Source organism: Brotaphodocola sp. (genome assembly GCF_050873365.1).
Lineage (GTDB): Bacteria > Bacillota > Clostridia > Lachnospirales > Lachnospiraceae > Brotaphodocola.
The window spans coordinates 45,434-65,698 of the sequence record NZ_JBNMIQ010000015.1 but is presented as its reverse complement, the minus strand read 5'-3'; the positions used below and the strand labels follow the sequence as shown (position 1 = coordinate 65,698).

The 20,265-nt window shown below is 48.2% G+C and carries 15 protein-coding genes; 1 reads left to right on the top strand and 14 read right to left on the bottom strand.

From position 1 onward, the window contains the following. Positions 1–135: 135 nt before the first annotated feature. From ACR0QT_RS08840 to hrcA, 14 genes are all read right to left on the bottom strand, one after another. Positions 136–1,158 carry a threonine aldolase family protein gene (locus ACR0QT_RS08840; protein ID WP_432630446.1) on the bottom strand — a complete coding sequence of 341 codons (1,023 nt, stop codon included), beginning with the start codon at positions 1,156–1,158 and terminating at the stop codon, positions 136–138. A gap of 325 nt (positions 1,159–1,483) precedes the next feature. Continuing rightward, the gene (locus tag ACR0QT_RS08835) at positions 1,484–4,240 is read right to left on the bottom strand and encodes a response regulator (RefSeq protein WP_432630445.1); all 2,757 of its coding nucleotides are present in this window, start codon (positions 4,238–4,240) and stop codon (positions 1,484–1,486) included. 17 nt (positions 4,241–4,257) lie between these two features. Next, complete coding sequence (locus ACR0QT_RS08830) at positions 4,258–7,206, bottom strand: ATP-binding protein (protein ID WP_432630444.1); 2,949 nt, start codon at positions 7,204–7,206, stop codon at positions 4,258–4,260. 406 nt (positions 7,207–7,612) lie between these two features. Beyond that, a complete protein-coding gene (locus ACR0QT_RS08825; protein WP_432630443.1) occupies positions 7,613–8,404 on the bottom strand; it encodes an RnfABCDGE type electron transport complex subunit B in 792 nt (263 codons plus the stop codon). A 15-nt stretch (positions 8,405–8,419) separates the two neighbouring features. Next, positions 8,420–8,995 (bottom strand): electron transport complex subunit RsxA, encoded by a 576-nt coding sequence (gene rsxA, locus ACR0QT_RS08820; RefSeq protein ID WP_177978322.1) that lies wholly within the window; start codon positions 8,993–8,995, stop codon positions 8,420–8,422. Continuing rightward, positions 8,996–9,688, bottom strand: coding sequence for an electron transport complex subunit RsxE (gene rsxE / locus ACR0QT_RS08815; protein ID WP_177978321.1), 693 nt, complete (start codon positions 9,686–9,688; stop codon positions 8,996–8,998). Positions 9,689–9,699: 11 nt separating this feature from the next. Continuing rightward, positions 9,700–10,302: an RnfABCDGE type electron transport complex subunit G gene (locus ACR0QT_RS08810; RefSeq protein WP_432630442.1), complete on the bottom strand. Its 603-nt coding sequence runs from the start codon at positions 10,300–10,302 to the stop codon at positions 9,700–9,702. Positions 10,303–10,304: 2 nt separating this feature from the next. Next, the gene (locus ACR0QT_RS08805; RefSeq protein WP_177978319.1) at positions 10,305–11,264 is read right to left on the bottom strand and encodes an RnfABCDGE type electron transport complex subunit D; all 960 of its coding nucleotides are present in this window, start codon (positions 11,262–11,264) and stop codon (positions 10,305–10,307) included. Further along, entirely contained in the window at positions 11,261–12,604 is a 1,344-nt protein-coding gene (gene rsxC / locus ACR0QT_RS08800) for an electron transport complex subunit RsxC (protein WP_177978318.1), read from the bottom strand. Before rsxC ends, ACR0QT_RS08805 begins: the two co-directional genes overlap by 4 nt. 88 nt (positions 12,605–12,692) lie before the next feature. Further along, entirely contained in the window at positions 12,693–12,866 is a 174-nt protein-coding gene (locus tag ACR0QT_RS08795) for a hypothetical protein (RefSeq protein ID WP_432630441.1), read from the bottom strand. Between the two features lie 593 nt (positions 12,867–13,459). Then, entirely contained in the window at positions 13,460–14,614 is a 1,155-nt protein-coding gene (dnaJ, locus tag ACR0QT_RS08790; protein ID WP_432630440.1) for a molecular chaperone DnaJ, read from the bottom strand. A gap of 252 nt (positions 14,615–14,866) precedes the next feature. Next, complete coding sequence (gene dnaK, locus ACR0QT_RS08785; RefSeq protein ID WP_432630439.1) at positions 14,867–16,747, bottom strand: molecular chaperone DnaK; 1,881 nt, start codon at positions 16,745–16,747, stop codon at positions 14,867–14,869. 114 nt (positions 16,748–16,861) lie between these two features. Continuing rightward, the gene (gene grpE, locus ACR0QT_RS08780; RefSeq protein ID WP_432630438.1) at positions 16,862–17,461 is read right to left on the bottom strand and encodes a nucleotide exchange factor GrpE; all 600 of its coding nucleotides are present in this window, start codon (positions 17,459–17,461) and stop codon (positions 16,862–16,864) included. 6 nt (positions 17,462–17,467) lie between these two features. Further along, entirely contained in the window at positions 17,468–18,511 is a 1,044-nt protein-coding gene (hrcA, locus tag ACR0QT_RS08775; protein WP_432627020.1) for a heat-inducible transcriptional repressor HrcA, read from the bottom strand. A gap of 795 nt (positions 18,512–19,306) precedes the next feature. On the opposite strand from hrcA, the gene ACR0QT_RS08770 reads away from it, so the two are divergent. Then, a complete protein-coding gene (locus ACR0QT_RS08770) occupies positions 19,307–20,059 on the top strand; it encodes a 3D domain-containing protein (RefSeq protein WP_432630437.1) in 753 nt (250 codons plus the stop codon). The last annotated feature ends 206 nt before the right edge of the window (positions 20,060–20,265 follow it).

The window sequence follows — 20,265 nt, the reverse complement described above, 5'->3', positions numbered from 1 at the left end:
ACGAAAATCTTCTTTGAATAAATTTCAACTAGACTTTCATCGGCTTTTTATTATCTTAATTAATTGCTTTTTAACTAAGATCTTTTCCTGTTCCTAATTAATAAAACAACCCACCATGTTTTTTTCATCAATCACTTACAAAATCTCAATCAATGCCTTCACATCTTCCATCCTTGTCGCCCAGCTTGTCGCAAAGCGCACAACCGTGTGAGTCTCATCCATCTTCTCCCAGAAGCTGAATGCCACTTCCTTTTCCAGACGCTCTTTTTGCTGATCTTCCAGAATTACAAAAATCTGATTTGTCGGAGAGTCTACATAAAACTGATAGCCCCGCTCCCTCAATGCCTGCTTGAGCACCTCCGCCGTCTGGATCGCATTCCCACTGATCTTTAAATAGAGGTCATCGGTGAACAGCGTATCAAACTGAATTCCGAGAAGACGACCCTTTGCAAGTAAAGCACCCTGCTGTTTCACCATCGTGATAAAATGTTTCGGCGCACCATTCGGGAAGACAACGGCTTCTCCACAGAGTGCTCCGACCTTTGTTCCTCCTATATAAAAGACATCCACAAGATGTGCAATATCCGCAAGCGTGAGGTCAGTTCCCTTGCTCACAAGTCCATATCCGAGTCTTGCGCCATCCAAAAACAGCGGAATCTCAAAAGATTTGCAGACCTCAGAAATCGCTTTCAGCTCCGCCTTTGTATATAAAGTGCCATACTCCGTCGGATGAGAGAGATAGACCATTCCCGGAAATACCATGTGATCATGGTTTCCGTCCTGATAGAACGTCTCCAAATACTGTCTAAGTACTTCCGCGTCCATCTTTCCATCTTTCTCCGGAATCTCAAGGACCTTATGGCCGGTGTACTCGATCGCTCCCGCCTCGTGAATGCTCACATGACCTGTTTTCACCGCAACAACACCCTCATATCTTCTGAGCATCGATCCGATCACGACCGCATTCGTCTGCGTTCCCCCAACAAGAAACGTAACATCCGCATTCGGACACTCACACGCCCTGCGAATCTTCTCTTTTGCTGACTCGCAATACGGGTCCATCCCGTATCCGTCAAGTTTTTCCATATTTGTCTCTACCAGACGTTTTAAAATCTCCTTGTGAGCACCCTCACAGTAGTCATTTACAAAGTATAACATATCTTATCTATCCGTTTTCCCTTCTATTATCTATCATCAGAGCTTTTCAGGACTCTGAATCATTCTCCACAATTTTTAGAATAACGATTACTATATAAGCATCCAAATTTCCATAATGCCAAATGATTTTTAAACCAACTATTGATATAAAAGTATTCGAACTTTGCACAGGCGCAGGGGCGGAGAAGTACAGGCAAACCCGTGTGAGACGTCAGTGCTTAGATCGCGTATTCTGCGATCTTACGCACTGCTACGTCGAACCCGGAGCGAGAGCGCGTTTGCATGACTTACTCCGCGCTCTGCGCTGTATCCCCCAGCAACCACTTTACCCCTTCTTCACATACTTCGCCAGCGCCGTAATCAGCTTCTCAATCTCAAGCGGTTTCGCAATATGTTCATCCATCCCGGCTTCCCGGCACCGCACAATATCCTCAACAAACGCATTTGCCGTCATCGCAATGATCGGCGTATGAATCCCCGCCTTCTTCTCAAGCTTTCTAATCTCCCTCGACGCCTCATACCCGTTCATCACCGGCATCATCACATCCATCAGAATCGCATCGTACTTTCCAGTCTTTCCTCTTCGCCACTTCTCTGCCTCTGCTCTTCCAATGCTCTTGCGAATAACCTCAACCGCTTCCGCTCCATTCCAGACGCTGTCGATCTCAGCTCCCGCCTCGGTGAGCATAAATCTCGCGATCTCCTGATTGAGTTCATTGTCCTCCACAAGCAAGAGCTTCTTTCCGCGAATTCCATCATCCACCTGCTCTCCCGCCTGTTTCTGTTCTTCCCCTCCATTCGGATCAAGCACAAACGGAATCCTAACATCAAATGCACTTCCCATATGTTTGCGACTGTGCACCTCAATCGTACCGCCCATCTTTTCCGTGAGCTTCTTCACGATCGCCATTCCAAGTCCAGTTCCCGCATGAGTCCGCTCTCCTCCCCCATCATTCTCCTGCGTGAACGGCTCAAACATCTTCTGCTGGAATTCCTCGCTCATCCCGATTCCGGTATCCTCGATCAGAAATCTGACCCAAATCTTTTTACTCTTCTTATTTTCCTCGCTCTTCGCATTTCCAAGAGCTCTGCGCCTCTCACTATTTGCAAACTCAGCTCGTGCAAATTCCTCTCGCTTTTCTTGCTCTCCACCTTCCGGACTGTCCACAGATTTGCTCCCTGTGAATTCATCTTTAGTAGCTTTCGCAGACTCCCTGCTCTCCACATCCCCTGTGAATTCACATTTCGCAAACTCAACCTGCGCAAGCTCCTCCATCGCGATAAAAATCTGACCGCCGATGCGATTGTATTTCACTGAATTTGAGAGAATATTCGTCAGAATCCGGTTCACATACGTTGCACTTCCGATGACATCCGCATTTCTGAGCCCTTCCGGCGTGCGATTCACAATCTTCACCTCGCGCTTGTGTGCCTGCATCTCAATCAGCTCAAGGCAATGCTTCATCTGCTCATTAAGATTGAACGGTTCCTCAATCAGCTCAACTTCCCCGCTCTCGAGCTTGCTCATATCGAGCACATCATTGACGAGCATCAACAGTTGTTTGACCGCTCCCCTCTCCTTCTCCCGGTTCTCCTTGAGTTTCTCGACATCATCCGGATAGCGGTCAGACATCTCAATCAGACCAAGGATTCCATTGATTGGAGTCCGAATGTCGTGACTCATCCGCGCAAGGAAATCCGACTTCGCCGAATTCGCAAGGTTCGCCTCCCGGTACGCCTCCTCAAGCTCCTTCTTCTGGCACTCAAGTCTGCTGTTCGCCGCCTGCATTTCCTTGTGATAATTCTCGACCTCACGGATCTGCTTGCTGATATCTCGCCCGACGATAATCGCACAGATATGACCGTTCTCCTCCCGCTCCGACATCAGAACCGTCGCGCGAACATATTTATTCTGACGAATGTCCCAGTAATCGTACTCGCTCTTTCGGATTCCCATCTGATAGCACTGGAGCAGATTCGCCGTCGTCGCATCCTCAAGTGCCCGTCCATCCGTGTATACCGACTTTAAAACTGTTTTTACCCGCTCAAGATAATCGTCAAAACGCACAGGCAGACGCATGCCAAGAAGTCGAATCGGATTCTCCCCATTTTTCATTTCAAAGGAATCCTCTAAATATCCACTCGTCAGATCAACCGAAAAACTGTACTCGCAGTCATGAGTGATCGCATCGCGGTACTGCCTGCGCTCCTGACGGTACATCATGTTCATCTGCTCCGAATCATTGATGTCCATGATCAGGCTCTGGATCACCGGATTTCCATCCTTATCCTTTCCCCGCTTTCCAGAGTCAAACACCCACTTCACATTTCCGTCCTTACAGATAACCCGATACTTCATCGAGTAACTATCCTTGCGCTTGAGTTGGTGCGTCAGCGTAAACATTACTTCCGAGCGATCCGGCGGATAGACATTTCCAAGCGCACTTCCCATACAGGAATCAAGAAATTCTTTTACGGTGTAGCCCTGATTTCTCGCAACATTTTGGCTGACATAGGCGATTGAAAACTGCTTGTCCTCCCGGCTGATCATATATCCGCCGTTGATTCCGTTTGCAAAAGTGTCAAGCTGTGCCCGAATCTGCTCATTTGCCTCCTCAAGTTTCTGATTGACTTCCATAATCGCACACTCCGCCTCAAAGAGCTCCTGCATGTTGCAGATCGAGATCAGCCAGATCGGTCTCCCGTCATAACTGGTGTGTTCCATCTTGAAGATGCGCACCCAGAAACGCTCTCCACTCGCCGTGTACATGTGCGTCTCCATCATTCCCGACCACTTTGCAAATTTTTCCTCCGAGAACGTCTCATTGGAACTTGGACAGATGATCCGCATCAGAAGTTTTCCGGTATGCTCCTCAAACTCCTCAATCGACTGATACCCGAGCATCTTGACACTCAGCTCGCTGACCATACAGATCGGAAGACCCTCTTCATAATATCCGCCAATAATTCCCACCCCATGATTTTCCATCAACAGGAGCTGAAATTTCTTTTCCAGATGTTCTGAAAAAATCTGATACTGCTCATTTAAGAACAGCCCCTCTCCGTAGTATATTCTCCGCACAACCTTGTGTCTCCTTTCTAAACAGTCTCGTCCTCAGCCCCCGGTTCAATCCCTGGCTCGACAACCGTCTCTATTTTCATCCCAATTTTCGTTTCCATTTCCATTTCCGACTTAATTCCCGGCTCGATTTTTTCCCCAACTCCTGTCCCTGTTTCCGGCTCGATTTCCGCCCAAACTTTTATCCCAGTTTCCGACTCAATCCCTTCGCCGGACTCTCTCAGAACATTTCTCTGTTTCATTTTTCTAACTACCGTCAGGAACTTTGCAAGGTCAAGCGGTTTGGAGATATGTTCATTCATCCCCGCCTCCCGGCTTCTGCGAATATCCTCAAGAAATGCGTTTGCCGTCATCGCAATGATCGGAACACTCGAGGCATCCGGGCGATCCATCTCGCGAATCTTCTTTGAGGCCTCGAGTCCATTCATCACCGGCATCATGATGTCCATCAGAATAATCTCATACGTTCCCGGCTTTGACTCTGCAAACCGCTCCACCGCCTCTTCTCCATTCCATGCCTTATCAACGATTGCTCCCTCCTCCACGAGAAGATACTCCGCAATCTCCATGTTCAGATCGTTGTCCTCGACCAGAAGAATTCTCGTGCCTTCAAGCGAAATCGCCGGCGTCTCACTCTCATCGCCAGCCACTTCGACCTCCTGATCTTTTTCAAAGACAAATCGCAGAAAGAACGTCGTTCCCTCCCCTTTCTTGCTCTCAAACCGGATGCTTCCACCCATGCGCTCAATCAATTCCTTGACGATTGCAAGTCCCAATCCAGTCCCCGCATACGTCGTCCGCGCAGAGTTTTCCTCCTGAACCTCCTGAGCAAACGGATCAAAGACCCGCTTCTGAAACTCCTCGCTCATTCCGATTCCGCTGTCCTGACAGATCCACTCAAAAGTCACAGTCCGCTCATCAGAGTCAATTTCCCGGCAGGAGACGCGGATGCTTCCATGTTCCCGATTGTACTTGACGGCATTTCCCATGATATTCTGGACAATCCGTTTTAAGTGCAGAGGACTTCCGATCACCTTGTTATGGGCGAGTTTCTGATACTCCTCGTAGAAATGAAGCCCTGCCTCCCTCGCCTGCTCCTCCACAACCGTCGTCGCTTCCTCGAGAGTCTGCTGAAGATCAAACGAACGGTTCTCAAGCTCAATCTCACCGGATTCCAGTTTATTCATATCGAGAACTTCATTCACCAGATCAAGCAGGAAATGCGAAACGCTTATAATCTTATTCAGACACTGCTCCTGCTTTTGAGGATCATCGAGGTTGCGCTTTGCGATCGTCGCCATTCCCATCACACCATTGATCGGAGTCCGGATATCATGGCTCATCCGGCGCAGGAAATTCGTCTTTGCCCGATTGGCACGCTCCGCTTCCATCATGCTGTCGTGAAGCTGTCTCTGGTATTCCATCTCCTGCTGTTTCTGTGCGTCGATCGCCGAAACCACATAGAGCACATGAGTGACCCTTCCGTCCTCATTCCGGTTTTTCACGATAAAACGACCGCTGTACCACTTTCCGCTCATTCCCATATACTCCAGAATGATCGTCTCTTCCCGATCCAACCGATCTGCTAGCGTGGCAAGATCAAAAAACCGTCTCACCTGATCCTGAAATTCCGGTGCCACCATCTTCACGATCTGCTCTGCCATCCTCACCGCACTTCCGCTCTGCCCGGTCAGACGATGGATTGTCCCCTTATTCGAGATCTGTTCAATAAAATCATTTTCAAGATCCACCCGGTAAATCAACAGATAAATCTTGCTGATCGCAGAAATAATCTCGTTGCTCATCGACATATTGCGAAGCGCGCGCTCAAGCATCTCCTGATGGTTGCGTTCCTCCCTGACAATGTCATCGATCGGACGAAATCCGATGACGACCTGAAACGTATCATCCGTGTCATCCCCCTCGTGAATGCGGAGCGCCTGTGCCTCAAAATACTCCCTCCCGACGAGGTTTTGTTTTGCGCGGTACCGGTACACAAAACGCTCCTGATGTTCGAGCACCTCCATCAGATGCTTTGCCCCCATCTTCTCCAAAAAATCCGGAGCCAACCGCTGAACAACACAGTAATCGTAGTATTCTTTCACCCGGAGAGAATATCTCTGTTTTCCCTCCTGCATCATATTCTCACTGATTGCCGCGTTCGTCGTCTTCTCCTGCTTGATGATCTCAAGGGTATCGCTTTTCAGATCTACATGATAGACATTAGAAAACTCCCCACACAGGGAGACGAGAATCCTTCTCTCCTTCTCTTCCTCCTCCATCTGAATCTGGAGAAGCTCCTCCTGCGCATCCATGAACATCATGAGAATCGTCACTGTGAGTCCCATATTTGAGCATGGATATTCCGGAAAGACAAGCTGAATCAATGTTCCCCCAACCACCGGAAGTACATAGGTCAGAGCCTGAATCGCCATTTTCTTTTTTGTCTCATTTTTCTGTGTAAAGAAGCGATACACGTTGACCGCCACGGTCCATTCCAGATATCCGCCCGCAAGAATAAAATAGAAGAAATAAAAGAGAGGTCCTCTGCTGTAATTTCCCTGCTCATCCACATGGAAAACCCATCCCGTCCAGAACGAGACAATCAGAGAAAGACTCATCAAAAGTAACGGAACTAACGCCAAAATCCTCCATTTTCGCTCCCGAAACAGTCCTGAGCGATATTTCTTTTCGTTATAATAAAAGAGATAAAATCCGAGAAATCCGAATGAAAAATCAAATGCAGTATTTAAGAAAAATGTTCCGAAACGCCCTGTGCTCGATCCCATCAACACGCAGAGCATATCGGAACCCGCACAGAATACGCATGCCATCAGCATAATCATCATCCGCTTCTGAAGTTTTCCAAATCCGGACATCCTGCTGAGCTTATACACAAGTGCCATATCCATACTTAACAAGAACAGAACAATCACCAGATAGGTACGGTCAAACAATTCCAAATTCATAATCCCTTGCCCCTTTTTCCCTTCGGGTACGCTTGTTTTGCAAACACCCTTCTCCTTCATAGATCAAACGTCATTGAAAAGAGTATACCACATTCTGTCGAATTTTGCGATGAGGTTCCGGTATCCTTTTTCTAATAAAAAAGAATGTGCCTTGGCACATTCTCGCGCCGAGGCGCGGTTGCTTCAGCAACCATCTTCCCCTGCGCCGAGTGCGCATCCTTGCGGAGCATTTTTTGTATGATAGGACGCAATTTCCTATCATACAAAAAAAGCGGTGCCTTCGGATCTCTCCGAAAACACCGCCTTCTCTAATTTCATGAATTTTCATAAATCTTCATGAACTCTTATTTCATCTGGGCTTTCGCCCAAATCTGCGTTCGATTAATCAATATTAATCTGTGTTCGATTACAGGATTGCCTGTACCGGGCACTTCTTTGCGCACTTACCGCAGTTCTTACACTTCGTGTAGTCGATAACTGCCACGTTGTTATCCATATGGATTGCATCAAACGGGCACTCCTTGGTACACAGCGTACATCCGATACATCCTGCGGTACATACCTTCTTGACTGCCGGTCCACGGTCGTGGGAAGCACACTGTACGAGGTGCTTTGCCTTGTACGGAACCAGAGTGATCAGGTTGCGCGGGCAGGCAGCAACACACTTGCCACATGCCATACACTTCTCTTTGTCTACCACTGCGATGCCGTTTACCACATGAATCGCATCAAACTCACATGCCTTCACGCAGGAACCGAAGCCCTCACAGCCGTAAGAACAAGCCTTCGGGCCGCCACCCGGAACAACAGATGCCTCACGGCAATCATGAATTCCTGAGTACTCATACAGAGTCTGTGCCTTGTCGCAAGTTCCCTTACACTTTACAAATGCTACGTTCTTGTCGCCTGCTTCTACGGTTACACCGAGAATCTCAGCAATCTTCTCGCCAACTGCTGCACCACCTACCGGACAGGTATTCGGAGCTGCCTGGCCATTTGCGATTGCCTTTGCCAGAGCGTCACAGCCTGCAAATCCGCATCCGCCACAGTTGTTTCCCGGAAGCTCTCCACGGATTGCGAGCTCTTTTTCATCCACTTCAACTTTAAATTTCTCACCGAACAGCCCCAGACCGATACCAACTACGATACCAGCTGCCGCAACTACTGCTGCCGCGATGACTACTGCCATTATATCCATCCTCGTCTCTCCCTCCTACAATAATCCGGAAAATCCGAAAAATGCGATCGCCATCAGTCCTGCAGTTACAAGAACAATCGGAGATCCCTGGAAACTGTAAGGAATATCATTTCCCTCAATTCTCTCACGGATGCCGGCAAGCAGAACAATCGCAATCGTGTAACCGATTGCAGTTGCCACGCCGTTTACTACGCTCTGTACGAAGCCGTAACCATTCTGTACGTTGGTCAGTGCTACACCGAGAACGGCACAGTTCGTGGTAATCAGCGGAAGGAATACGCCCAGTGCGTTGTAGAGGGACTCCATGCACTTGTGCAGGAACATCTCTACGATCTGTACCAGAGCTGCGATTACAAGGATGAAGACGATCGTCTTCATGTAATCCAGTCCCAGCGGATTTAAAATATAGTTGTAAATCAGACTAGCCACGATGGAAGCGATCGTAATAACGAAGATTACCGCACCGCCCATACCTGCTGCAGTCTCTACCTTACGGGATACACCGACGAAGGAACAGATGCCCAGGAACTGGCTCAGTACAACGTTGCTGACCAGCGCAGAGCTGATCGCAATAACCAGTAATTCTTTCATTTATTTGCCCTCCCCTTCGGTCTTATGCTCGGCGCAGGTCATGCAGTTGCCGGTGCAACCGAAGTTTTCTTTCTCTTCCTTATCTGCAGAACCATTCGTTGCGCACGGTGCTTTCAGCTTGTTCTGAAGAGCGGTCAGCATGGACAGAACGAAGAATGCGCCCGGTGCAAGAATAAAGATAGAGATCGGCTGGAAGGAAGACGGAGTTACCTGAATGCCGAATACAGTTCCGGCACCAAGAACCTCACGGCATGCTCCGATCAGTCCAAGTGCGATTGTGAATCCAAGACCCATTCCAAGTCCATCAAATGCGGACAGGATCGGGGTGTTCTTCATTGCGAAGGACTCGGCACGACCAAGGATGATACAGTTTACAACGATCAGCGGGATGTAAATACCCAGAGCGCTGTACAGGGACGGAAGGAAACCTTCCATCAACATATCTACGATTGTTACGAGTGATGCTACGACTACGATCTCGCCTGGAAGACGAACGCGGTCCGGAATCAGGTGGCGCAGTGCGGAAATCAGAAGGTTTGCACACACAAGCACCGCCGTGGAAGAAAGTCCCATGCCGACACCGTTGATTGCGGAGGTTGTTACCGCCAGAGTCGGGCAAAGACCAAGCATCTGTACGAAAATCGGGTTTTCTTTCCAGATACCATTGTATAAACGTTCTACATATTTGTTCATGATTGCCCCTCCTACTGTGTGATGCAGTTCTCTACGAAGTAGACTGCCGCATTGACTGCACCGGTCGTTGCTTTGGATGTGAAGGTCGCACCACTGATGGCCTGAATCTCCGCATCAGAAGCAGGAGCCGTCTTTGTTACTGAGAATGTTGCTACCGGTTTTCCGTTGAACTGATCCTTGAACTCCGGCTCTTTTGCCTTCATACCAAGACCCGGGGTCTCGCTGATGGACAGGAAACCGATTCCGGTCAGGGTGTTCTCTTTCGTCACACCGACGGAAATCTGAACGGTTCCATTGTAACCGTCGTTAGAAGTAGAGGTAACCAGATAACCAATCACGTTTCCGCTTGCATCGAGTGCCTCCTGTGCACCGTCAACGGATACGTTTCCGAAGTCCTGACCAGAAAGGTCGCAAGCCTCTACGGCTGCCTTCAGATCGTCAGTCTCCTCAAAACTTGCTGCATCCGGATAAACCTCTTTATATGTAGCAGTTGCTGCTGCGAGCTGTGCTGCTGCAATCGGAGCCTTGGTTACCTCATGTACAGCACCTAAGCATACGCCGGCAATCAGGGTAATCGCAAATAAGATGGACGCGTCTTTCATAATTCCTTTCATGACTACTTGCCCTCCTTTTTCGCAAACATTTTTGCCCAACCGCTCTCGCTCTCTCTGCCGAATGCTGCCGGAAGGGTTGCCTTCTCAATAACCGGAACAAGCAGGTTGCTCAGGATGATTGCGTAGGAAACGCCCTCTGCGGAAGCTCCCCACAGACGGAAGATACCGGTCAGAAGACCAAGAACAACGCCGAACACATACTGACCAGCCGGGGTTACCGGGCTTGTCACATAGTCGGTTGCCATGAAGAATGCACCAAAGATCAGACCGCCTCCGCATACTTCACAAGCTACATAATACGGATCATGATTGCCGAAGATGAAGATGAAGACTGCGGTTGTGATGATGTAGGTCAGCGGGATGCGCAGGGAAATTACCTTGCGAACAACCAGATAAGCTGCACCGATCAGAAGAGCGATGACAGAAACCTCACCGATGGTTCCCGGAATCTTACCGATGAACATGGATGCTAAATCCATCGTCTCACCATTTCTCATAGCTGCCAGAGGAGTTGCACCACTCCATCCATCCAGAGTAAAGCTGGACATCTTTCCTGCAAAAGAGATCAGCAGGAAGCATCTTGCTGCCAGTGCCGGGTTCATGAAGTTCTGACCCAGACCACCGTAAAGCTGTTTTACAACGATAATTGCAAATACACCACCGAGTGCCGGAATCCACAGCGGGATTGTTGCCGGCATATTCAGAGCAAGAATCATACCGGTTACGACAGCACTGAAATCAGAGATCGTAATCGGCTTCTTCATGCCTTTCTCATAGACATACTCACTCAGCACGCAGGCTAAAATCGTTACAATCAGAACCAGCAGGGCATGAAGACCAAACTGGAACACGCCGTATGCCGTTGCAGGTAACATCGCAATCGCTACATCCATCATGATGCTACGGGTTGTCTCACTGCTACGCACATGCGGGGACGACGATACGTTAAATAATTTACTCATTTCTTATTCGCCTCCTGCGCTTTCTTTCTGCGGTTAGCCGCAACCGTCTTTCTCATTTCCTTAAATGCCTGAGTAAGCGGTCTCTTGGCAGGACAAATGAAAGTACAGCTTCCGCACTCCATACACTCCATACCATTTATTTTCTCGAATCGGTCACAGTCACCCTTGAGTGCTGCGTCCATCATCATAACCGGAACAATGTGGCTCGGGCATACGCTGATGCACTTACCGCAACGGATACACGGAGTCTCCTGATTTGCCTTGACCTCATCCTTTGTGAAGCAGGTCAGAGCAGAGTTCGTCTTGATGACCGGAACGTCCAGAGTGAACATTGCCATACCCATCATAGGACCACCGGAAATGACCTTCTCCGGCTCCGTCTTGAATCCGCCAGCTGCCTCAACGATCTCCTGCATGTTCGTACCGATCTTGACACGGAAGTTCTGCGGGTTTGCCACAGCATCACCGGTCACAGTAAATGTACGCTCCATCAGCGGAGTCGTCTTGCAGACTGCCTGATAGATTGCGCGCATCGTATCTACGTTGTCCACGATACAACCTGCATCTGCCGGGAGCATGGAAGAATTTACCTTGCGTCCTGTGATTGCATAAATCAGGGAACGCTCACCACCCTGCGGATACTTGGTCTTTAACGGACATACGGAAATACGAGGCTCGTCCTTCACAAGCTCGGTCATCTTCTTGATAGCCTCCGGCTTGTTGTCCTCGATACCGATCACACCTTTTGCCTTCTCAAACAGCTGAAGAACGACTTTCAGTCCTCCGATGACCTGCTCAGGAGCCTCCATCATCAGACGATAGTCGGAAGTCAGATACGGCTCACACTCTGCACCGTTAAGCAGAATGTAATCGATCGCATTCTCATCCTTCGGAGAAAGTTTTACGTTGGTCGGGAAGCCTGCACCGCCCAGACCTACAATTCCCGCTTCCTTTACGATGGTGCGAATATCCTGTTTGGAAAGTGTGGACGGATCACGGTCTGCTCCCAGACCTTCTACCGTGTTGTACTCTCCGTCATTGGTTACCACGATGGAATTCACCATCGCACCACTGGCAACTCTGCGCATCTCCACTGCCTTAACTGTTCCGGAAACTGAACAGATTACATTTGCAGAGATAAATCCACTGGCTTCGCCGATTTTCTGACCCACCAGAACCTGATCGCCCTTTTTTACAAGTGGCGTTGCCGGAGCACCGATGTGCTGAGACATCGGATATACCATATCGCCCTTCGGCATCAGGACCTGAACCGGCTTGCTCTCAGACAGTTCTTTTCCCTCGAAAGGATGAACACCGCCTCTAAATGTAGCCAATCCCATTACCTTTACCCTCTTTCTATACATTTTCGACTTCTATTGACAAATAATCTCGTTTGTCATCTGTATCAGTATAGCACATTTGAGGAAATTAGACAATTTCATCTTTAACATTGTATACAAAAACCACCCCCTGTTTTCCTTGTAAATTCAAGGTTTTGGGCAGTTTTTCCTCCCGATTTTCGTTAAATTTCAAACAGGTTTTTTCCCCTTTCACCCGCACGATTTTTCTGAACCACAGATCTTTTTTCTTCTTTTTCAGCATTTCCCGTTAAATTCTCGTTAATAAATGATAAAAAAATATCATTATTCTTTATTGCACTAAAGTTCTATTAATTTTACTTATAGATCTATTGAATTATTGCAGTTTTTTTATCAGTAAGCGGATTTCAAAATTTCTTTTTATTTTTTTTTGATTTTATGCAATAAAAATGCTCCGTCCTGCATTAACTTAATGAACGGATGAAAAGAGCTTTTGTTTTTGGCAGAGGCGAGGCAGTAACCATTTAGGTATTTTAAATTATATTTTTACGAAATTCCTTAATGCATTACACCCCATCACACACACGCCTTTCCACTGTCAGAGACAAGACTGTTTTCAATCAGAGGAAGCGTCACTGGCGCTTCCCTGATATACAAAAAAATCTCAGGGTATTCGAGAATACTCTGAGAAGGTTGCAACCAATGAGCGGAGGCGTCAAAAGCGCCTCTTTGCTATGTAAAGCGAAATATGCAACACAAAATATGTAAAGTAAAACAGAAGCGTAACTTCCGGAATTTATAGTTCCGAGAGTTACGCTTCTGTTTTTTATATTTTTATTTCTATATGGTATATTTAATAGTATATTTACTCTATCATCAGTCTTTGTCTTTTCTGCCGAAGAGACCCTTCTTGTGCTTCTCCTTCGGCGGTTCTTCTCCGCGCATCAGCGCATCGTAAGTGCGAAGTGCTTCCTTCTGAGCCTCCGTCATGCGATCCGGCACCTGAACAACGAGGGTGACATAGTGATCTCCGCGCAGATTGCGGTTGCGTAAGGACGGAACGCCCTTTCCTTTCAGACGGACTCTCGTATCGGTCTGGGTTCCCGGCTTCACCTCAAACTCAACCTCGCCGTCGACCGTCTTGATGCGGATCGGTCCGCCGAGTGCTGCCGTTGCAAAGGAGATCGGAACGGTTGAGAACAGGCTTGTATCCTGACGCTTGAAGATCGGATGCTGGGAAACCACGATCTCTACGAGCAGATCGCCTCTCTCGCCACCATTCGTTCCCGGCTCGCCACCGCCTGCACAGCGCACGCACTGACCATTGTCGACACCTGCCGGAATCGTAACCTTGAACGTCTTCTTCTTCGTGATGTATCCGGTACCGTAGCAGTCCGGGCACTTCTCCTTGATGACTTTACCCTTACCACCGCACTCCGGACAGGTCTGCACATTCTGCACCTGACCAAAGATCGACTGCTGGGTGTAGAGAATTCTTCCCTTACCACCACATTTCGGACAGGTCTCCGGGGAGGTTCCAGCCTTCGCTCCACTTCCGTGACAGGTTGCACACTCCTCCTTGAAGTTGATCTCCACTTCCTTCTCACAGCCAAAAACAGCTTCCTCGAAGGTAATGCGGACTGCTGTGCGCACATTTGCTCCGCGTGCCGGACCATTGTAGGTGCTTCCGCCACGGCTTCTGCCACCGCCGAAGAAATCTCCGAAGATGTCCCCGAAAATGTCGCCCATGTCGCTGTAATCGAATCCACCGAAACCGCCGGCTCCACCGCCTGCGCCTCCGTCGAATGCGGCATGACCGAACTGGTCATACTGTTTTCTCTTCTGCGGATCACTGAGAACACTGTATGCCTCAGATGCTTCCTTAAATTTCTGTTCAGCCTCTTTATCCCCCGGATTGGCATCCGGATGATACTTCTTGGCAAGCGTGCGATACGCTTTTTTCAGAGTGGCCTCGTCTGCATCTCTTGAAACACCCAAGACCTCATAATAATCTCTCTTATTCTCTGCCATAACCAGGTTCCCTTTCTTCTTCGCGCTGACTGCTCATTCCTGTCCTAAACTTTGATCATTGCCCAGCCCAGACGGTCTACCGGCACATCCCTGCGGAGCATGAAAACAATGCAACGAAATGGCTGTCGCATACCCCGAAGAGTTCCTCTCGGCACCCTCCGGAAATACGCGCCAGCCTATTTTCTATCTTACTTTTTTAATTCAAGTCGACGCTCGCGCTACCGGCTTATGATTAACGTTTATACGTTTTTATTATACTTCCTTGAAGTCGCCGTCGATGACATCATCGCCGTCGTTTCCTGCATTACCTGCATTTGCACCGGTTGCACCGCTCATATCCGGGCCTGCACCCTGAGCACCTGCACCTGCCTGGCTAGCCTCGTAAACCTTAGCGAACAGAGCCTGTGCACTCTTCATCAGCTTCTCCTTGCCAGCCTTGATGTCCTCTACCTGAGCATCGGTCATCTGATCGATCGGTGCGCGGTTGATTGCATCCTTCAGGGCATTCAGATCAGCCTCAACACTTGCCTTGTCGTTTGCGGAGATCTTGTCGCCAACTTCCTCAAGTGCCTTCTCGGTCTGGAATACCATTGCATCTGCATCATTTCTTGCATCGATGCCTTCCTTCTTCTTCTTATCCTGAGCCTCGAACTCAGCAGCTTCCTTGACTGCCTTGTCGATATCGGACTCGGACATGTTAGAACCGGAAGTGATCGTGATGTGCTGTTCCTTACCAGTTCCCAGATCCTTTGCGGATACGTTTACAATACCGTTTGCATCGATATCAAAGGTAACCTCGATCTGCGGAACACCTCTTCTTGCCGGCGGGATACCATCCAGACGGAACTGTCCGAGGGTCTTGTTGTCGCGGGCAAATTCACGCTCACCCTGTACAACGTGGATATCTACTGCGGTCTGGTTATCAGCTGCGGTGGAGAAGATCTGGCTCTTTCTGGTCGGGATCGTGGTGTTACGCTCGATCAGCTTGGTTGCGATGCCTCCCATCGTCTCGATGGACAGAGACAGCGGAGTAACATCCAGCAGAAGTACATCACCTGCGCCTGCATCGCCTGCGAGCTTACCACCCTGGATAGCTGCACCGATTGCAACGCACTCATCCGGGTTCAGAGACTTGCTCGGCTCACTGCCGGTCATCTGCTTTACTTTCTCCTGTGCAGCGATCATTCTGGTGGAACCACCTACCAGAAGTACCTTGCCCAGATCGGAAGTGGTCATACCTGCATCTCTCAGAGCGTTCTGTACCGGAACTGCGGTGCGCTCGATCAGGTCATGAGTCAGCTCGTCAAATTTTGCTCTGGTCAAGTTCATATCCAGATGCTTCGGTCCCTCTGCGGTTGCAGTGATGAACGGAAGGTTGATGTTGGTCGTGGTAGCTGTGGACAGCTCCTTCTTTGCCTTCTCAGCTGCTTCCTTCAATCTCTGCATTGCCATCTTATCGCCAGACAGATCTACGCCCTCAGCCTTCTTGAACTCGTCAACGAGCCACTGAGTAATACGGTTATCGAAATCATCACCGCCCAGGTGAGTATCACCGTTGGTTGCCAGAACCTCGATGACACCATCACCGATCTCGATCAGGGATACATCGAAGGTACCACCACCAAGGTCGTATACCATGATCTTCTGCTCGTTCTCGTTGTCCAGACCATAAGCCAGTGCAGCTGCGGTCGGCTCGTTGATGATACGCTTTACTTCCAGACCTGCGATCTTACCTGCATCCTTGGTTGCCTGACGCTGTGCGTCGTTGAAGTATGCCGGAACCGTGATAACTGCCTCGCTTACCTTCTCGCCCAGATAAGCCTCTGCATCTGCCTTCAGCTTCTGAAGGATCATTGCGGAGATCTCCTGCGGGGTGTAGCTCTTGCCATCGATGGTTACCTTGTAGTCGGTACCCATATGTCTCTTAATAGAAGCGATCGTGCGGTCTGCGTTTGTTACAGCCTGACGCTTTGCCGGCTCACCGACCAGACGCTCACCAGTTTTTGTAAATGCAACAACAGACGGAGTTGTACGAGAACCTTCCTGGTTCGGGATAACAACCGGCTTTCCACCTTCCATAACAGCTACACAGCTGTTCGTAGTACCAAGGTCGATACCAATAATCTTGCTCATAAATTTTTCCTCCTGTTTCATTCAGAGTCTATGTCCTGCCTGATAAAACCAATTCAAACCGAATTCCTTTTAACCAGAATCGCATCAAATCGATTTTTCAGGTACGCATTGCCATTAGTTTGCTACCTGTACCATGCTGTGACGAACAACGGTACCGCGGTATTTGTAACCTTTCTGGAGTTCCTGGGAGATCTCATTCTCTCCGAACTGATCGTCCTCCACATGCATCACGGCGTTGTGAAGATTCGGATCAAACTGCTGACCCTTCGCCTCGATCGCCTCGACGCCTGCATCCTCCAGAGTCTTTACAAACTGCTTGTAAATCTTTTCTATGCCTTCGGCAAAGGATGAACCCTTCTCGTCCTCCGGCACAGCTGCCAAACCTCTCTCGAAGTTGTCGAGCACTGGGAGAATCTTTTCAATGATATCTCTCGCTCCAACCTCATACATCGCAGATTTTTCTTTTTCCGTTCGCTTACGGAAGTTATCAAATTCTGCCATCTGTCTTCTGAGACGGTCCTGAAGCTCTTCTATCTTAGCATCCTTCGGATCTTTCTTTCCGGATGCTTTCTCAGCCTCTGCATCCTGCGCAGTCTGCTCAGCTTCTGCATTTGCCTCTGCCTGAGCGTTCTCAACTGCCTCGTCCTTCACAGCTTCCGCTGTCTCGGACTCAGGAGTGCAGGTCTTGTTCTCATTCTTGCTGTCCTGACTCATGGTTTCTCACCTTTCTTCATTCTTAAAAGTTGCATCCAACTGTTTCATCAGATTTTTCAGGGTTCCAAGAACTCTCTCATAGTCCATTCGCTTCGGACCGATGATTCCGATCGTTCCTCGAATTCCCTCACCCAACTCGTAATTGGCGGTCACCACACTGCAATCTTTCATCGTCTGCAAAGGGGTCTCATTGCCAATGTACACCTGAATGCCATTCTCCCGATTCTCATCTGACTCATTCACGTCATCGATCAGCTCTCTGAGCTTATCTTTCTGTTCTAAGGTACTGATCAGCTGACTTGCTTTCTCTCCGTCGCTGAGCTCCGGGTATTTAAAAATATTGGTCGCACCGCTCGTATAAATCTGAAGATCATCTTCATCCGCCCGGATCGCCATCGCTACCTGCGTCAGCACCTGATCCACAATCTGACTGTACGAGCCAGCCCGTTCTTTCAGACGTGTGATCACATCCAGATTGATCTCCTCAAGGGAGAGACCGTTCAGTGCGCTGTTCAAAAGAATGTTCAGATTCAGCAGTTCTTCCTGACTGATCGCACTCGGCACATCCAACATTGTATTCTTGACCAGATTGCCCTCGACAACCACAACGACGAGAAGTTTGTGCTCATCCATCTGGGAGAGCTGAATAAACTTGAGTTTGTTGCGATGGTACTGAGGTCCGCTGATCATCGCGGCGTAGTTTGTGTTCGCCGCCAGCATCTGTGCGAGACGTTTCAGAACGAGTTCCACTCGGTCCACACGCTGAATCATCAGTTCCTTGACTTCGGTTACTTCCTGTTGTTTCTCCTGCATGATCTGATCCACATAGAAGCGGTATCCCTTATCCGAGGGAATCCGTCCCGCAGAGGTGTGAGGTTGCAGGATGTATCCCATCTCCTCCAGATCAGACATCTCATTGCGGATCGTCGCGGAGCTGAGCTTCAGATCCGTAAACTTGGAAATCGTTCTGGAACCAACCGGCTCCCCTGTCTCCAGGTAAGTCTTGATGATCGCTTTCAGAATTGTAATCTTTCTGTCATCCAGTTCCATTTGACTTCCTCCTTCCGCGTTATTAGCACTCGTTATTGAGGAGTGCTAACATTCTGTGATTAATATACTTTAATGGCACTCGTTTGTCAAGGGGTTTTCTGAAATTTCTTGTGTTTTTCTTCTATATATGTTACATTCTACTGCTTATTAAATATTTTCCTAAACTTCTGATTTGCTTACCAAACACTTTTTAAACACTTTTTTGCTTTATTAAGTGCTCCTCATAGTGTATCCTTTTCTGTTTTGTTAATTTACCAAGCTACTTTCCAAATTTTGATCTGTTTACTACTTTAGATAAAAATAAAACTTAAACAATTCTTCATTTATTTGCTTATCTACGCGCTCCTCACACTGCATCCAATTCCTGAGAACTCGCTCTCGCTCCGATTCCAACGCAACGGTGCATAAGGCTGTAAAAAACACAGCCTAAGCACCGGCGTTTCCAACGGGTTCTCAGGAATTTCCGCAGTCCTCGTCGCGCTTCTACCTTTATAATTCTCCCCTAATATCACTATAAAATAAAGAAAAAGCAAACATTAAATCTTTACTTTACCAAACTCTGTTAAATCTCTCTTCCACATTTTTCCTTGACAAATTCTCAAAAACATGTAAAATAGGTACTCATGGCGCATATATTACAAAATTGTTACATATATTTAAAATGTGTGAATCGTTTATTTATATTTTATTATGTAATTATTCAGCAATGATTACAGCGAATCAGCAAGTTTGCATCCTACCAGATTTGCTAAAAAAACCGTAACAATTTTGTCAACGAAGAAAGGAATGATGAGTTTGAAACGAGTATCCATATGTGCACTGCTTACCTTGATGATTACCCTTTTTGCTGGAACTGCTTTACAGGCATGGGCGAGTGAAAAGGCTGGATATTTTGATGAGATGGACGGAAGTGTGATCGTCGGATGGGGTTGGGATTCTTCCTCTCCAAACACTGCTGTACCTGTTCACATCACTGTTACAAGAAAAGAAGATGGCGAAACAGTTGGAAATTATACACCAACTGCCGGTGTCTACCGCGAAGATTTGGAAGCGGATGGAATCGGAAATGGTCGCCACGGTTTCCGAATCTCAATGGACTGGAACACCCTTCCGGATGGAACCTATGAGATCCGCGGTTGGTCCGGTGACAATGAATTTGCAAATACCCAGACCTACATAAAAGGCGAAAAAGAGGAAGAGACCGCAGAATCAAGCGACTCCTCTGCTGATATCCAGACATCCTCTGCAACACCTGGAATGAGATCTCTTGGATATTTCCGCACAACCGGTTACTGTCCTTGCCGTCAGTGTTCCGAGGGTTGGGGACGCCGTACAAGTACCGGAACAATCGCAACCTCCGGTCGCACCATCGCTGTTGACCCACGCATTATCCCATACGGAAGTAAGGTTATGATCGGCGGAGTCATTTACACAGCTGAAGATCGCGGAGGCGGAGTTCGCGGAAAGCATATCGATATCTTCTACGACAGCCATTCCCAGTCTAAGGCTCATGGTGTCAAACAGCAGGAAGTTTTCCTCTTATATTAATCCTATAAAAAAATATTTTTTCACACAAAAAAGCTCTGAGTTTCCAGACCATTTAAAACAAATCTGAAAACTCAGAGCTTTTTATAATACCTGTTTGTCTAAAACTCAGAGATTCTTAAATATGGATAAACTATTCCATTATCTATCTTTGCGAAGATTTCTGTGCTGTGGCGACGAAAGGCGCGGAAAGTACGTGCAAACCCGTG

Coding starts and splice junctions, on each gene's coding strand:
- dnaJ (WP_432630440.1), bottom strand. CDS start 14,614: ATGGCAGAGAATAAGAGAGATTATTATGAGGTCTTGGGTGTTTCAAGA.
- rsxA (WP_177978322.1), bottom strand. CDS start 8,995: ATGAAAGAATTACTGGTTATTGCGATCAGCTCTGCGCTGGTCAGCAAC.
- hrcA (WP_432627020.1), bottom strand. CDS start 18,511: ATGGAACTGGATGACAGAAAGATTACAATTCTGAAAGCGATCATCAAG.
- ACR0QT_RS08825 (WP_432630443.1), bottom strand. CDS start 8,404: ATGGATATAATGGCAGTAGTCATCGCGGCAGCAGTAGTTGCGGCAGCT.
- rsxC (WP_177978318.1), bottom strand. CDS start 12,604: ATGGGATTGGCTACATTTAGAGGCGGTGTTCATCCTTTCGAGGGAAAA.
- grpE (WP_432630438.1), bottom strand. CDS start 17,461: ATGAGTCAGGACAGCAAGAATGAGAACAAGACCTGCACTCCTGAGTCC.
- ACR0QT_RS08795 (WP_432630441.1), bottom strand. CDS start 12,866: ATGCTGAAAAAGAAGAAAAAAGATCTGTGGTTCAGAAAAATCGTGCGG.
- ACR0QT_RS08840 (WP_432630446.1), bottom strand. CDS start 1,158: ATGTTATACTTTGTAAATGACTACTGTGAGGGTGCTCACAAGGAGATT.
- dnaK (WP_432630439.1), bottom strand. CDS start 16,747: ATGAGCAAGATTATTGGTATCGACCTTGGTACTACGAACAGCTGTGTA.
- ACR0QT_RS08830 (WP_432630444.1), bottom strand. CDS start 7,206: ATGAATTTGGAATTGTTTGACCGTACCTATCTGGTGATTGTTCTGTTC.
- ACR0QT_RS08810 (WP_432630442.1), bottom strand. CDS start 10,302: ATGAAAGGAATTATGAAAGACGCGTCCATCTTATTTGCGATTACCCTG.
- ACR0QT_RS08805 (WP_177978319.1), bottom strand. CDS start 11,264: ATGAGTAAATTATTTAACGTATCGTCGTCCCCGCATGTGCGTAGCAGT.
- rsxE (WP_177978321.1), bottom strand. CDS start 9,688: ATGAACAAATATGTAGAACGTTTATACAATGGTATCTGGAAAGAAAAC.